This is a genomic window from Bacillus sp. BC08 (assembly GCF_054326875.1).
In genome coordinates, this window is record NZ_JBTGPA010000022.1 from 1 (window position 1) to 15774 (window position 15774).

Consider the following 15774-nt stretch of genomic DNA (forward strand, 5'->3'; position numbering starts at 1 on the left):
TAGCTCGTCGGGCTCATAACCCGAAGGTCGCAGGTTCAAATCCTGTCCCCGCAACCAAATGGTCCCGTGGTGTAGTGGTTAACATGCCTGCCTGTCACGCAGGAGATCGCCGGTTCGACCCCGGTCGGGACCGCCATTTTATATAAAGAAAAGAACGAAACATGTTGTTTCGTATTTTTTTATTTGTTTTAACAAAAAACTAATAAAGACAGTCAAACTATCCTTAGGAAAACTCCTAAGGACTTTTTTATATATTCAAAACCTGTATAATAAAGAGCAGAGAACATTGTGAGTAAAGTAGGTGAAGTCTGTGAGTAAATATGAAATAATAACAAAATCTTCTGAGGAAACACAAAGGTTATCAGAAAAACTAGGTGGACTTGTCGGGGCACAAGATGTAATTATTTTAGAAGGAGATCTAGGGGCTGGTAAGACAACTTTTACAAAAGGACTAGCAAAAGGTCTTGGGGTGAAAAGAGTTGTAAATAGTCCTACCTTTAATATTATTAAAGAATATAAAGGGAGATTGCCGCTATATCATATGGACGTGTATCGCTTAGCAGAAAGTGAAGAGGACTTAGGTTTTGATGAGTATTTCTATGGTGAAGGAATTACCGTAGTAGAATGGGCTCATTTAATAGAAGCATTTTTACCAAATGAGAAGTTACAAATTAGTTTATTCCATGCTGGAGATGACACAAGAAAAATTGTACTCGAGCCAATTGGAGATCGATATATTAGATTATGTGAGGAGCTATTACAAGATGAAAGTACTAGCAATTGATACTTCAAATTATGTAATGGGTGTATCCCTTATTGAGGAAGGAAACGTAATTGGGGAAATCATTACAAACTTAACAAAAAACCATTCTGTACGTCTTATGCCAGCTGTAGAACAACTGTTAAAAGAATGCGGTGTAAAACCAAAAGAATTAACTAAAATCGTTGTAGCTGCTGGACCTGGATCATATACAGGTGTTCGCATAGGTGTGACAGCTGCAAAAACATTAGCTTGGTCACTTCAAATACCGATTGTAGGTGTATCAAGTTTAGAAGTAGTAGCTGCAAACGGAGCTAATTTTGATGGATTAATCTGTCCTTTATTCGATGGAAGACGTGGACAAATTTATACTGGGTTATATACATATGAAGGAGAGAATGTAACTTCTATAGAAGAAGACCGAATCATCCTTATTGTAGACTGGTTGCAAATGTTAAAAGATAAAGGCAAGCAAGTTTTATTTATTGGTAACGATGTTAAACTGCACAAAGAAACAATAATAGAACATTTAGGCGATCAAGCTGTATTTGCTCCTTTCACTAAAAATAACCCAAGACCAAGTGAGTTAGCGTTCTTAGGATTGCAAAAAGAAGAACAAGATGTACATTCATTTGTTCCTAGTTACCTTCGTTTAGCTGAAGCCGAAACAAAGTGGTTAGAAAGTCAAAACAAGTAGGGGTTTGCAGAAGATGGATATGATATTTAGAAAGATGGAACTCGATGATATCGCTCAAATTGTAGCTATTGAAGAAGCGTCTTTTTCAACTCCTTGGACTGCAGATGCCTTTCACCGTGAGTTAACGACGAATGAACATGCACATTATGTTGTGCTAGAAAAAGATGGTCGTGTAATTGGGTATTGTGGATTGTGGATAATTATTGATGAATCACATATAACAAATATAGCTATTTTGCCAGAATACAGAGGTCAAAAGCTAGGGGATGCTTTATTGAAAGAAGTTATTTCCGAAGCGAAAGATTTAGGGGTAAAAACGATGACACTTGAAGTACGTGTATCAAATGAAGTAGCAAAACAGTTATACAGAAAATACGGATTTCAAAATGGTGGAATTCGTAAACGATACTATGCAGACAATCAGGAAGATGGTCTCGTAATGTGGGTGAATATATAATGGGAAAAAATACGATTATACTTGGTATTGAAACAAGTTGTGATGAAACAGCAGTAGCAGTTGTTAAAAATGGAACGGAAATTATTGCGAATGTCGTTGCATCACAAATTGAAAGTCATAAACGTTTTGGCGGAGTTGTACCCGAGATTGCATCCCGTCATCATGTAGAAGAAATTACAGTTGTGTTAGAAGAAGCTTTAAAAGAAGCAAATATTACATTTGATGATATTGATGCAATTGCTGTAACAGAAGGACCTGGTTTAGTAGGAGCGCTTTTAATAGGGGTAAATGCAGCGAAAGCAGTAGCTTTTGCGCATGATATTCCTCTAGTTGGTGTTCATCATATCGCTGGTCATATTTATGCGAATCGTTTAGTAAAAGAAGTTCAATTTCCACTACTATCACTTGTTGTATCTGGTGGGCATACAGAGCTTGTTTATATGAAAGAACATGGTTCATTCGAAGTGATTGGTGAAACAAGAGATGATGCAGCTGGAGAGGCGTATGATAAAGTAGCTCGTACGTTATCTATGCCATATCCAGGTGGTCCTCATATTGATCGCCTTGCACATGAAGGAGAACCAACAATCGATTTGCCTCGTGCATGGCTAGAACCTGATTCGTATGATTTCAGTTTTAGTGGATTGAAATCAGCAGTTATCAACACTGTGCATAACGCAAAACAACGCGGGATAGAAATTGCACCGGAAGATTTAGCAGCAAGTTTCCAAGAGAGTGTAATAGATGTGCTTGTAACGAAAGCATCCCGTGCAGCAGAAGCGTATAACGTAAAGCAACTACTTCTAGCTGGTGGAGTAGCTGCTAATAAAGGACTTCGTGCACGTTTAGAAGATGAATTTGCAAAAAAAGAAAATATTGAGCTACTTATTCCTCCGCTATCTTTATGCACAGATAATGCAGCAATGATTGCGGCGGCAGGTACAATTGCATATGAACAAGGAAAACGTGCTACATTAGCTTTAAATGCAAATCCAGGATTAGATATTGAAGCATAGTTATACACAAAATTAACCACAGCTTGTGGATAAAACCCATGTTATCTGTTGATAATGTGGGTTTTACTGTGTATATAAAATGTTGATAACTTTTTTGTTGATTGTGGATAATGTGGAAAAGTTATTTTGGCGTTTATTTTACAAAGGTGGATATGTGTATAAACTTGTGGATAAATCAGATGAAGTCTGACCTTTACGTGTATTCTTTTTCGGGAAATAAATAACAAGAAGATATCTTTAAAAAACATTTTGAAATACGCTCTTATGATAGGAGTTATTAACAATGTCAAACTTTGTCGGTAAATCGATATGTCGTGTCGAATTGTTTATACAATATGACGTTCATCCTAACTAGAAGACAAAAAGGATGTCGCATAGTCAAAAATCCCGACTTATGAGACATCCTTCTTATTCATACTCTTATAAATGTAATGCTTCCCATTCTGCCATACATGCATCAAGTTGCTCTTGTAGTGTTTGCTTTTTCGTTGTAATTTCACTAGCTTTTTCATAATCTGCATATATTTCTGGTAAGCAAAGTTGATCTTCTAACGTAGCAATTTCTTCTTCCAATTCTACAATGTTTTGTTCTAGCTCCTCAATTTTTCGAGTGCGTTGACGTTCTAATTGTTTACGCTCTTTTTCTTCGAGATAATTTAATTTTTCTTGGGCTACAGTTTTTTGAGCAGGTGCTTGGCTTTCTTGCTGTTCTTGTTGTTCAAATGCTGCGCGTTCAATCATCTCATTTTTCTTTTCAACGTAGTAATCGTAGTCACCTAAATATTCCTGTGCACCTTCTGTTGATAACTCAACAACGGTCGTCGTTACACGATTAATAAAGTAGCGGTCATGTGAGACAAATAGAAGGGTGCCTGGATAATCAATTAAAGCATTCTCCAAAATCTCTTTACTATTTAAATCAAGATGGTTCGTAGGTTCATCAAGAATTAATAAATTCGATTTTTGCATCATAAGTTTTGCAAGAGCTAATCGAGCTTTTTGTCCACCACTAAGAGAAGATACTGGCTTTAGTACATCATCACCTGTGAATAAGAAGTTACCTAATATCGTGCGAATTTCTTTTTCAGGCTGCAATGGATATTCATCCCATAACTCATTTAAAACTCGCTTAGACGATGTTAAGTTAGCTTGTTCTTGATCATAATAACCAACCGAGACGTTGGATCCGAAAGAAACATCACCATGTAATAGTGGTAATTTATTTACAAGTGATTTTAATAATGTGGATTTCCCGATTCCATTTGGACCAACTAAAGCAACGCTATCCCCGCGAGTTAAGCGCATCGTTACATGTTCAATAATCGGATCCTCATCATAGCCGATAGTTGCATCCTTTACTTGTAAAACATCATTTCCACTTTGTTTTTCGATATCGAAGTGGAAGGAAGCTGACTTAGAATCACCTAATGGTCTTGTTAATAATTCCATTCGGTCTAATTGTTTACGACGGCTTTGGGCACGTTTAGTCGTAGATGCACGAGCTATATTTTTTTGCACAAAGTCCTCAAGCTTAGCAATTTCATCTTGTTGTTTTTCATAACGTTTCATTTCTTGCTCGTATAGTGCTGATTTTAAATCTAAATATTTACTGTAGTTACCAACAAATCGTCTGCTTTCTTTATTCGAAATTTCATATACTTGTGTAACGAGTTTGTCTAAGAAATAACGGTCATGGGAAACGATTAGTATTGCGCCGGGATAGCCTTGTAAATATTGTTCAAGCCATGTTAATGTTTCGATGTCTAAATGGTTTGTAGGCTCGTCCAAAATAAGTAGGTCTGGTTTCGTTAATAATAATTTACCGAGAGCTAATCGTGTCTTTTGTCCACCGCTTAATGTAGAAATCGTCGTCTGGTGCGTTTCAACTGGGAAGCCAAGACCACTTAAAATCGAGCGGATATCTGCTTCGTACTGATAGCCACCTTGATCTTTATAATCTAATTGTAATTGGTCATAATCAGCTAATAATCTTTCGTATGTAGCCTCGTTTGAAAAGTTTTCTTCTTTTCCCATCTCTTGCTCTAGCCTTCGAAGTTTTGTCTCCATTTGCTGTAAGTGTGTAAAGACGGTTAACATTTCATCCCAAATTGTTAAAGATGTTTCTAAACCGGTATTTTGAGCTAAGTATCCGATTGAGACATCTTTTGGTTTTATAATTTCGCCACCATCATGAGATAGCTCACCGGCTATTATTTTTAATAACGTAGATTTTCCGGCTCCATTTCGCCCGACTAATGCGATACGATCTTTCGTTTGAACTTCCAATTTTATGTTTGCAAGAATTGTTTCTGCACCGTATAATTTCGAAAGCGCGTTTACTTGTAATAAAATCAATGTTTTCACCTCAAATAATTTCTTAACTTTGCCATGTTTATATTTCTCAATCATACTAAAAATAGTGTATAGTTTAAAATAAAGAGAGAATACTTCTTCTCTTTATTATACAGGGAAATTCATGAGTGCTAAACTTCTGTATTTGATTCAAGTATATGAATAAAGATAGGAAGAGAGGAGAGGTTATATGGATCAGCAAAAAATTCCACAGGCCACTGCCAAACGATTGCCTCTATACTATCGATTTATCCAAAACTTATCTCTTTCTGGTAAGCAACGTGTTTCATCAGCCGAATTGAGCGAGGCGGTAAAAGTTGATTCCGCAACAATTCGAAGAGATTTCTCATATTTTGGAGCGTTAGGGAAAAAAGGTTATGGATATAACGTAAATTATTTATTATCATTTTTCCGTGAAACACTCGACCAAGATGATATAACACGTGTAGCACTTATTGGAGTAGGTAATTTAGGGACCGCTTTCTTACATTATAATTTCACGAAAAACAATAATACAAAAATTGAAATGGCGTTTGACGTTAGTGAAGAGAAAGTCGGAACAGAAATCGGGGGCATTCCTGTATATCATTTAGATGAATTAGAAGAACGTTTATCAACTGATATACAAGTGGCAATATTAACAGTACCCGCTACAGTAGCGCAACCTGTAGCAGATAGATTGGCAGAAACGAACGTGCATGGTATTTTAAATTTCACACCAGCACGCTTAAATGTGTCAGACAATATAAGGATTCATCATATTGATTTAGCGGTAGAGTTACAAACACTTGTTTACTTTTTGAAGAATTATCCACAATAAAACGCAGAGGAAGCGACCTCTGCGTTTTATTGTTGTTTTTTCTTTGTGAATTTAACTAAGATAAGGCGAAGTGCCAAATTAAAATCAATTGTTGCCATAACTGCAAATAGTATTGTCCACATATTCCAGATGGTATCTGTTACGTTCGTAATGGCGAAGCGTGTAAAGATACACCCTAGAAGGAAGTACAATGCAGCCATGAACAATGGTGAGTTTCTCATACTAAAAATCCTCCGATAAAGCCTTGCATTTTTTCAGCTTCTTTAATCATTTCTTGAATTTGTTCATTGCTCATTAAAACTTGAGCAACTGCAACTAATGTATTCATAGCAACATGAGCTGCGATAGGGACGATAATACGCTTCGTTTTTACATATAAAAAGGCGAATACGAGCCCCATAGAAGTGTATACCAATAAGTGAGTGAAATCAAAATGAATTGCTGCGAATACGAGAGAACTAATGATAGCAGCAATAAAGAAGTTAAACTTCTTATAAAGTGTACCAAATAAAATTTTTCTAAATACGATTTCTTCCAAGATAGGTCCTATTATAGAGATGACGATAAGGAACCAAGGTGTCGTTCTAGCGATATCCATAAGTCTCGCTGTATTTTCTGATCCAGGTTTAATTCCTAATAAACGCATTTCTATCATGCCGGCAATACTTTGCGAGAAAAATGCTAAAAAGAAGCCGATAAAAATCCAACCAATCGTAGCTGGAATAGAAGAACGCGTTGTATCTAAACGTCTGTCGCGAATATCTGTTCTAAGTAACCAAAGTACGATACATAATGCAATAAAGAAGCTAATGATTGCCCAGTGTCCAGTTATGAGTTGGAACTTCTCTTCTCTAGTAAAGCCCCTGTTATCATAAAGTCCAGTTTTCAGGAGAAGTGGTAATCCAGCAATGGATGATAACTGCATTAAAATGTATGTAACGATAACCCACCAATATTGTTTTTTCAAATGGTTTAACCATCCTTTCTAACTCTAGTGTATGAGATAAGGTAGGATAACATGTAAATATGCTACCTACGATATAAACCTCGCGTAAATTATGTTTTTTTCGTAAATCCGTATTTGAAATTATAATAGAAGACAGGAGAAAGTTGTGTGTATAGCGAAAACAACTTAGGGTGTCCTTTCATATTGTAACATACGAGTAGTGGAAACAACGATTCATATAGTAAAGGTAGAAGAAGAGAGACTCTATATAGAAAAGTGTATAGCTTAATTTGCGAAAAAATTATGATTTTTTTACTTGCAAAAGAAATTGAGATTATTTATTATTATAAGTGTGTTAGCACTCGGGTGACTTGAGTGCTAATAAAGAAAATTTACATAACAAAATGAGGAGGTTGTTGTTCATGCTAAAACCATTAGGTGATCGCGTTGTAATTGAGCTTGTTCAAGCAGAAGAAAAAACAGCAAGTGGTATTGTATTACCAGACACTGCAAAAGAAAAACCACAAGAGGGTAAAGTTATTGCAGTAGGTACTGGTCGAGTGCTTGAAAATGGTGAGCGTGTTGCTTTAGAGGTAGCAGCAGGTGATCTTATCATCTTCTCAAAATATGCAGGTACTGAAGTAAAATACGAAGGTACTGACTACTTGATTTTACGTGAAAGTGACATTTTAGCAGTTATCGGTTAATTATATAAATCTTAAAAAATTCAAGGGGGTCAATTATTATGGCAAAAGATATTAAATTTAGTGAAGAAGCACGTCGTTCGATGCTTCGCGGTGTCGACACTCTTGCAAACGCAGTAAAAGTAACGCTTGGACCAAAAGGTCGTAACGTTGTACTTGAGAAAAAATTCGGTTCACCACTTATTACAAATGACGGTGTAACAATCGCAAAAGAAATCGAATTAGAAGATGCATTCGAAAACATGGGTGCGAAATTAGTAGCAGAAGTTGCTAGCAAAACAAATGATGTAGCTGGTGATGGAACAACAACTGCAACTGTATTAGCACAAGCTATGATTCGTGAAGGTCTTAAAAACGTAACAGCTGGTGCGAACCCAATGGGTCTTCGTAAAGGTATCGAAAAAGCTGTTACTGCTGCAATTGCAGAATTAAAAGAGATTTCTAAACCAATCGAAGGCAAATCTTCTATCGCACAAGTAGCTGCTATTTCTGCAGCTGACGAAGAAGTAGGTCAATTAATCGCTGAAGCAATGGAGCGCGTTGGTAACGACGGTGTTATTACTTTAGAAGAGTCTAAAGGATTCACAACAGAATTAGACGTAGTAGAAGGTATGCAATTTGATCGTGGATATGCATCTCCTTACATGATTACTGATTCTGACAAAATGGAAGCAGTTCTTGATAACCCATACATCTTAATTACTGACAAAAAGATTTCTAACATCCAAGAAATCTTACCAGTATTAGAGCAAGTGGTACAACAAGGTAAACCACTTCTTATCATCGCTGAAGACGTAGAAGGCGAAGCTTTAGCTACATTAGTAGTGAACAAACTTCGTGGTACATTCAATGTAGTAGCTGTTAAGGCTCCTGGATTTGGTGACCGTCGTAAAGCAATGCTAGAAGATATCGCAATCTTAACTGGTGGCGAAGTAATCACTGAAGAATTAGGTCGTGACTTAAAATCTGCTACAGTTGAATCTTTAGGACGCGCAGGTAAAATCGTTGTAACGAAAGAAAACACAACTGTAGTTGAAGGTATCGGAAATACACAACAAATCGAAGCTCGCATTGGCCAAATCCGTGCGCAATTAGAAGAAACAACTTCTGAATTCGATCGTGAAAAATTACAAGAGCGTCTTGCAAAACTTGCAGGTGGCGTAGCAGTAATTAAAGTAGGTGCAGCAACTGAAACTGAGTTAAAAGAGCGAAAACTTCGCATTGAAGATGCACTTAACTCAACTCGTGCAGCGGTAGAAGAAGGTATCGTTGCAGGTGGTGGTACTTCACTTATGAACGTATACACGAAAGTAGCTTCTATCGTAGCTGAAGGCGACGAAGCAACAGGTATCAACATCGTACTTCGCGCACTAGAAGAGCCAGTTCGTCAAATCGCAATCAACGCTGGTCTAGAAGGATCTGTAGTTGTAGAGCGTCTAAAAGGCGAAAAAGTAGGCGTTGGTTTCAACGCAGCGACTGGCGAGTGGGTTAACATGCTTGAAACTGGTATCGTAGATCCAGCTAAAGTAACTCGCTCTGCACTTCAAAACGCAGCATCTGTTGCAGCTATGTTCTTAACAACTGAAGCTGTAGTAGCTGACAAACCAGAACCAAATGCACCAGCAATGCCTGACATGGGCGGCATGGGCATGGGCGGTATGGGCGGAATGATGTAATTCCGTTTGCTCGAAAAACATCCATTTCTATATAGAAATGGATGTTTTTTTATGTTTTTTAGAAAAGGAAATGAATTTCTGTAGAATTTTGTCGCTTTCTCTCTTGACCATATCGATACTTCATTGTTAGAATCTAGGAAGATAATATAAAACAATCCTTCATATATCCTCGATGATATGGTTTGAGAGTCTCTACCGGGTTACCGTAAACAACCTGACTATGAAGGCAGTGCGTCTTATATTTATAAAGAGCGGAAGACTATCTTTCTTTATAAAGCCAGACCCCTGCCTTTTCTTTGTTATGAGACTAGAGGCGGAGGACTGGCTTTTTTTATTATATTAGTAATGCTTTTCGCTAAATTGGTGAAAATATTTATATACGAGAACTAACGTTGGGGTGATTATTTTGAAGAAGCAGCATGATACAATTATCGTTTTAGATTTTGGGAGTCAGTACAATCAGTTAATAGCACGTCGAATTCGTGAGTTCGGTGTATACAGTGAGCTTCATCCACATACAATTACTGCAGAAGAAATTAAAGCAATGAATCCAAAAGGGATTATCTTCTCTGGTGGACCAAATAGTGTATATGGTGAAGGCGCATTACATTGTGATGAAAAAATCTTTGAACTAGGATTACCGATCTTCGGTATTTGTTACGGTATGCAGCTTATGACACAACACTTCGGTGGTAAAGTAGAACGTGCAAACCACCGTGAGTACGGAAAAGCTGTTCTTAAAGTAGAGAACGAATCAAAATTATATACGAACCTTCCAGAAGAGCAAGTTGTATGGATGAGTCATGGTGACTTAGTAACTGGTTTACCTGAAGGATTCGTAGTAGATGCAACAAGTGAGTCTTGTCCGATTGCGGGTATGAGCAATGAAGAGCAAAACTTATACGGTGTACAATTCCACCCAGAAGTACGTCACTCTGAGCACGGTAACGATTTAATTAAAAACTTCGTATTCGGCGCTTGTGGTTGTTCTGAAGGATGGAACATGGAGAACTTTATCGAAGTAGAATTAGAGAAAATCCGTGAAACTGTTGGAGACAAAAAAGTACTATGCGCACTTAGCGGCGGTGTAGACTCTTCTGTTGTAGCAGTGTTAATTCATAAAGCAATCGGCGATCAATTAACATGTATTTTCGTTGATCACGGCTTACTTCGTAAAGGTGAAGCAGAAGGCGTTATGAAAACATTCAGCGAAGGCTTCCACATGAACGTTATTAAAGTGGATGCACAAGAACGCTTCATGAACAAGTTAAAAGGTGTAGAAGATCCAGAGCAAAAACGTAAAATCATCGGTAATGAATTCATTTACGTATTTGATGATGAAGCTTCTAAATTACAAGGAATGGACTTCCTAGCACAAGGTACACTTTATACAGATATCGTTGAGAGTGGTACAGCAACTGCACAAACAATTAAATCTCACCATAACGTTGGTGGGCTTCCAGAAGACATGCAGTTCAAATTAATCGAGCCTTTAAACACGTTATTTAAAGATGAAGTACGTGTATTAGGATCGGAACTAGGAATTCCTGATGAAATCGTATGGCGTCAACCATTCCCAGGCCCTGGTCTTGGTATTCGTGTATTAGGTGAAATCACAGAAGAGAAATTAGAAATCGTTCGTGAATCTGATGCGATTTTACGTGAAGAAATTATTAAAGCGGGCTTAGACCGTGAAATTTGGCAATACTTCACTGCGCTTCCTGGTATGCGTAGCGTAGGTGTTATGGGTGACGAGCGTACTTACGATTACACAGTAGGTATCCGCGCAGTAACATCTATTGACGGTATGACAGCTGACTGGGCACGTATCCCTTGGGACGTATTAGAGAAGATCTCTGTACGTATCGTAAACGAAGTCAAACACGTTAACCGTATCGTGTATGATGTAACGAGTAAGCCACCAGCAACTATCGAGTGGGAATAGTATTATAATAAAAGATCCATCTATCGCACATGCATAGATGGATCTTTTGTATTTCTACCGTTAATACGAACGAAATTGTAAAAGTTTATAAAAATGTTCGTTTTTAAATTGACAAAACTGCTTCTCCGAGTTAATATGAGTATGTAATTCAAACAAAAAGTGAATATTATGCCGTCGTATAATATCGGGGATATGGCCCGAAAGTTTCTACCTAGCTACCGTAAATGGCTTGACTACGAGGCGTTTTTATAAAGGTGAGGGGAATCTTATCTTTATTCATAGAACGCTTCCATGTATATGCAATGGAAGCCTTTTTTATTTTTAAATAGATAAAAGAGGGCTAGGGGGATTACGGCGAGTAATCATATAACGGGGGAAACGTAAGATGAAACGCTATTTTCAGTTTGATGAACTCGGCACAAATTACAAAACAGAGTTCATAGCAGGTTTAACGACATTTTTATCTATGGCTTATGTACTATTTGTCAATCCTGCTACGCTGTCACTTGGAAATGTTAAAGGGTTACCAGCAGGTACAGGAATGGATCCAGGTGCAGTATTCGTTGCTACAGCATTAGCAGCGGCGATTGGTTCGTTAATTATGGGTATTTTCGCGAAGTATCCGATTGCTTTGGCGCCGGGGATGGGAATTAACGCGTTCTTTGCTTATACGGCAGTGTTAACGATGGGTATTCCGTGGCAAACAGCAATTGCTGGAACGTTAATGTCAGGTATTATCTTTATTATTCTTACAGCTTCAGGTATTCGTGAAAAAATTATTAATGCAATTCCAACAGAGTTAAAGTTTGCAGTAGCGGCAGGTATCGGATTGTTCATTGCCTTCCTTGGATTCCAAAATGCCGGAATTATCGTGAAAAATGATGCTGTTCTTGTTGGATTGGGGGATTTAACAAAGGGTACAACGTTACTAGCGATCTTCGGGGTTGTTACGACAATCATCTTTATGATTAAGAAAGTTAATGGTGCAGTGTTCTACGGTATGATTCTTACAGCAATCTTAGGGGTAGCGACAGGATTAATTGATACTCCGAAAGCTGTAGTGGGAGCAATACCGAGTCTGGAACCTACGTTCGGTGTGGCGTTAACGCACTTCGGAGATATTTTCACTGTTCAAATGGTAATTGTTATTATTACGTTCTTCTTCATTGATTTCTTTGATACAGCAGGTACACTTGTAGCGGTTGCGAATCAAGCTGGATTAATGAAGAACAATAAATTACCACGTGCAGGAAAAGCGTTATTCGCAGATGCGATTGCAACTGTAATCGGTGCCATCTTAGGTACATCAACAACAACGTCTTACATTGAATCTTCTGCTGGGGTAGCAGCTGGTGGACGTTCTGGATTTACAGCAGTTGTAACAGCAGGATTCTTCTTGCTGGCACTATTCTTCTCACCGTTATTAAGTGTTGTAACACCAGCTGTAACGGCACCAGCTTTAATTATTGTAGGAATCTTAATGGTTTCATCTTTAGGCGAAATTGATTGGAAGAAATTCGAGATTGCAGTACCAGCATTCTTTACAATCATTTCAATGCCACTTACGTATAGTATTGCGACAGGGATTGCAATCGGGTTTATCTTCTATCCAATTACGATGGTAGTAAGTGGTCGTCGTAAAGAGATTCATCCCATTATGTATGTTATGGGAGTTTTATTCGTACTATATTTCATCTACGTTCGTAAATAAAAGGGGTTTTTGAAAGGTCTAGACTTAAGGGGAGTCTAGGCCTTTTTTGCGTCTTCAGAAAATCTTAAGGATTTCCGAGCGTTTTTCTTCAGAAGTTTTCCTATAATAGAAGTTAGGGATTAAAAAAGTGATGGGGGAGATATTGTGGCAACTGAAACAATACTTGTCGTAGATGATGAAAAAGAAATTAGAAATCTTATTACAATCTATTTAAAGAATGAAGGATATAAAGTGTTGCAAGCGGGGGACGGAGAAGAAGGATTACGTTTACTAGAAGAAAATGAAGTACATCTAGTCGTATTAGATATTATGATGCCGAAAGTAGATGGTATTCACATGTGTATGAAAGTAAGAGAATCGAAAGAAATGCCGATTATTATGCTTTCTGCGAAAACGCAAGATATGGACAAAATTTTAGGATTAACTACAGGTGCAGATGATTACGTAACGAAACCATTTAACCCGTTAGAGTTAATCGCAAGAATTAAATCTCAGTTACGTCGTTATATGAAGATGAATGGTTTTGCTATTCAAAATGAGGACGAGTTAGAAATTGGAGAGATGAAAATAAATATCTCAACTCATAAAGTCATTGTGGATGGAGACGAAGTGAAACTGACCCCGAGGGAATTTTCAATTTTAGAATTACTAGCTCGTAATCCGGGTATGGTCTTTAGCGCGGAACAAATTTATGAAAAGGTTTGGAACGAAAGATCTTTCCAGTCGGATAACACGGTAATGGTTCATATTCGGAAAGTGCGTGAAAAGATTGAAGAGAATCCAAGGAAGCCGATATATATAAAAACAGTATGGGGAGTGGGGTATAAGATTGAAAAAGATATTTAATCCATTTACTTATGTTAGGAAATTTCGAGAATTAATTGGAAAGATAGTGAAGAGTGTGAAACGGAGTGTGCGGATTCAACTTATTACTGCGTTCACTGCTTGTGCGTTATTAGGTCTTTTGTCAGCAAAGGCAGCAGCGCCGTTTTTTGAGAATGCGAATCGAGAGGCGACGATCGATTATCGGACTGGTATGGAACAAATTAACCAACAAGCTCAAAGTGTGGCAAATAGTTCAGTTCATGAAAATAAATTAGAAGCTATATCAAGTATGATTGAAATAGAGAATCAAAATTTAGAACAAAACTCTAGAGCTTTAAAAGTACTGGTTACTGACGAGAGTGGTAAAGTTTTATATAAAACAAAGCAGGCACAAGAAGAGCAAATTGATTTGCATAATACAATTCGTAATGCATCATCGTTTGCGATTAATTATATGAATGGTAGAAAAGAATTTGAAAGTACGAGAAAAGAATTTATAGCTTTTGCGCCTATTACAATAGAAGGTAAGAATTTATACATGTTTGTTAGTGGGATTCCAGAAGGTGAAGTAATATATGATACGCAAGAAGGGCCGTTTCCGTTTTTCATAGGTGTACTTGTATTCATTTTTTCTTTCTTCTATATAACAAAGAGAAAGATGAAGCAAATTGAAGCGATGGCACAAGGTGTAAAGGAAATAGAAAAAGGCAACTTAGCGTACCGTATTGAGAAAAAGGGTGAGGATGAGATTGCGTCTTTAACTGAGAATATTAATAATATGGCAGAAGAGCTTATGAATAATATAGAAAAGGAACGTAAATTAGAGAAGCAAAAGAACGAGCTTATTACGAATGTATCTCACGATTTACGTACACCACTGACTTCTATAATGGGCTACTTGCGATTACTTCGAGATTCTAAATATGAGAATAAAGAACAACATGATGAATATACGAGAATTGCTTTTGCAAAGTCGGAGCAGTTAAAGAATTTAATAGAAGACTTATTTGAGTATACGAAGTTAACAAATGAGCAAGTTATATTAGAAAAACAAGAGGTTTGTATAAATGAGTTATTGGAGCAATTAATAGAAGAGTTAGTACCGCAAGCAGAAGAGCATGGGCTTACGTTTGTTAAGAAGTTTCCTGAGGAACGTGCCTATGCAGCGGTTGATTCGGAAAAGATGGTTCGTGTGTTTGATAATTTATTAATGAACGCGATTAAGTATAGTAAAGATGATGGGGAGATAAAAGTTTCTCTTCAAAGGCAGCGCCGGGAAGTGCAAATTGTAATTGCGAATCATAGTGAAGAGTTTACGAGAGAAGAGTTAGGGAGTTTGTTTGAACGTTTTTATAAGAAGGATCAATCTAGAAGTAGAGTAACAGAAGGATCGGGACTTGGATTAGCGATTGCGAAAAGTATTGTTGAATTACAAGGTGGTAGTATTCGAGCAGAATATGAGGATGGTACTATTCAGTTTATCGTCTCGTTACCAATTATAGAAAAATAATAAATGAATAGAATGGTATATGATAAAAGGGCTTATTTAAAAAGAAATAAGCCTTTTTATATTTTTTTAGAAAAACATATTGACGATTGTAGGTTAGAGGTGTAATATAGGACAAGTCGCCGATGCAATAACGCAGAACGCGGCAAACGAAATGAAAAACTTAGTTGACATTGAAAGATGAAGATGTTAACATAAGGGAGTCGCAAATGAGCGGCTAAGTAGTTCTTTGAAAACTGAACGAAACAAACAACGTGAAACGTCAATTTTTATTTTTAGATGCTAGACAAACTAACTTTATTGGAGAGTTTGATCCTGGCTCAGGATGAACGCTGGCGGCGTGCCTAATACATGCAAG

General features: G+C 37.3%; 14 protein-coding genes, 1 tRNA gene, 1 rRNA gene and 2 riboswitches. Of the genes, 13 read left to right on the top strand and 3 right to left on the bottom strand.

The window, feature by feature from the left end:
• Positions 1 to 60 precede the first annotated feature (60 nt).
• From ACXVYO_RS04775 to tsaD, 5 genes are all read left to right on the top strand, one after another.
• Positions 61 to 136: transfer RNA gene (locus tag ACXVYO_RS04775), tRNA-Asp, on the top strand.
• A 174-nt stretch (positions 137 to 310) separates the two neighbouring features.
• On the top strand, positions 311 to 784 hold the full coding sequence (gene tsaE / locus ACXVYO_RS04780; RefSeq protein WP_458466157.1) for a tRNA (adenosine(37)-N6)-threonylcarbamoyltransferase complex ATPase subunit type 1 TsaE: 474 nt from the start codon (positions 311 to 313) through the stop codon (positions 782 to 784).
• Positions 765 to 1457: a tRNA (adenosine(37)-N6)-threonylcarbamoyltransferase complex dimerization subunit type 1 TsaB gene (gene tsaB, locus ACXVYO_RS04785; protein ID WP_000865762.1), complete on the top strand. Its 693-nt coding sequence runs from the start codon at positions 765 to 767 to the stop codon at positions 1455 to 1457. The genes tsaE and tsaB overlap by 20 nt, the downstream gene beginning before the upstream one ends.
• Before the next feature lie 13 nt (positions 1458 to 1470).
• On the top strand, positions 1471 to 1914 hold the full coding sequence (gene rimI, locus ACXVYO_RS04790) for a ribosomal protein S18-alanine N-acetyltransferase (RefSeq protein ID WP_000367199.1): 444 nt from the start codon (positions 1471 to 1473) through the stop codon (positions 1912 to 1914).
• Positions 1914 to 2930 carry a tRNA (adenosine(37)-N6)-threonylcarbamoyltransferase complex transferase subunit TsaD gene (gene tsaD / locus ACXVYO_RS04795; RefSeq protein ID WP_458466159.1) on the top strand — a complete coding sequence of 339 codons (1017 nt, stop codon included), beginning with the start codon at positions 1914 to 1916 and terminating at the stop codon, positions 2928 to 2930. Before rimI ends, tsaD begins: the two co-directional genes overlap by 1 nt.
• 420 nt (positions 2931 to 3350) lie before the next feature.
• Here tsaD and ACXVYO_RS04800 read toward each other — a convergent pair whose 3' ends face one another.
• Complete coding sequence (locus ACXVYO_RS04800) at positions 3351 to 5285, bottom strand: ABC-F family ATP-binding cassette domain-containing protein (protein WP_458466160.1); 1935 nt, start codon at positions 5283 to 5285, stop codon at positions 3351 to 3353.
• Between the two features lie 187 nt (positions 5286 to 5472).
• On the opposite strand from ACXVYO_RS04800, the gene ACXVYO_RS04805 reads away from it, so the two are divergent.
• A complete protein-coding gene (locus ACXVYO_RS04805) occupies positions 5473 to 6102 on the top strand; it encodes a redox-sensing transcriptional repressor Rex (RefSeq protein ID WP_000372702.1) in 630 nt (209 codons plus the stop codon).
• 26 nt (positions 6103 to 6128) lie between these two features.
• On the opposite strand, the gene ACXVYO_RS04810 is transcribed toward ACXVYO_RS04805, so the two are convergent.
• A complete protein-coding gene (locus ACXVYO_RS04810; protein ID WP_048542998.1) occupies positions 6129 to 6323 on the bottom strand; it encodes a YdiK family protein in 195 nt (64 codons plus the stop codon).
• Entirely contained in the window at positions 6320 to 7069 is a 750-nt protein-coding gene (locus tag ACXVYO_RS04815) for a CPBP family intramembrane glutamic endopeptidase (RefSeq protein ID WP_071722019.1), read from the bottom strand. The genes ACXVYO_RS04810 and ACXVYO_RS04815 overlap by 4 nt, the downstream gene beginning before the upstream one ends.
• A 401-nt stretch (positions 7070 to 7470) precedes the next feature.
• Between ACXVYO_RS04815 and groES the strand changes: the two genes are divergently transcribed.
• The 7 genes from groES to ACXVYO_RS04850 form a co-directional block, all read left to right on the top strand.
• On the top strand, positions 7471 to 7755 hold the full coding sequence (gene groES / locus ACXVYO_RS04820) for a co-chaperone GroES (RefSeq protein ID WP_000917306.1): 285 nt from the start codon (positions 7471 to 7473) through the stop codon (positions 7753 to 7755).
• A 38-nt stretch (positions 7756 to 7793) separates the two neighbouring features.
• The gene (gene groL / locus ACXVYO_RS04825; protein ID WP_061679608.1) at positions 7794 to 9428 is read left to right on the top strand and encodes a chaperonin GroEL; all 1635 of its coding nucleotides are present in this window, start codon (positions 7794 to 7796) and stop codon (positions 9426 to 9428) included.
• A gap of 139 nt (positions 9429 to 9567) precedes the next feature.
• A riboswitch (purine riboswitch) is annotated at positions 9568 to 9669 on the top strand.
• A gap of 165 nt (positions 9670 to 9834) precedes the next feature.
• Positions 9835 to 11373, top strand: coding sequence for a glutamine-hydrolyzing GMP synthase (gene guaA / locus ACXVYO_RS04830; RefSeq protein WP_000743922.1), 1539 nt, complete (start codon positions 9835 to 9837; stop codon positions 11371 to 11373).
• Between the two features lie 154 nt (positions 11374 to 11527).
• A riboswitch (purine riboswitch) is annotated at positions 11528 to 11629 on the top strand.
• Positions 11630 to 11758: 129 nt separating this feature from the next.
• Positions 11759 to 13084, top strand: coding sequence for an NCS2 family permease (locus ACXVYO_RS04835; protein ID WP_000833103.1), 1326 nt, complete (start codon positions 11759 to 11761; stop codon positions 13082 to 13084).
• Positions 13085 to 13228: 144 nt separating this feature from the next.
• Positions 13229 to 13930, top strand: coding sequence for a response regulator transcription factor (locus ACXVYO_RS04840; RefSeq protein WP_458466161.1), 702 nt, complete (start codon positions 13229 to 13231; stop codon positions 13928 to 13930).
• Entirely contained in the window at positions 13914 to 15419 is a 1506-nt protein-coding gene (locus tag ACXVYO_RS04845; protein WP_458466162.1) for an ATP-binding protein, read from the top strand. Before ACXVYO_RS04840 ends, ACXVYO_RS04845 begins: the two co-directional genes overlap by 17 nt.
• A gap of 294 nt (positions 15420 to 15713) precedes the next feature.
• Positions 15714 to 15774: ribosomal RNA gene (locus ACXVYO_RS04850) — 16S ribosomal RNA — on the top strand; the annotation flags it as partial.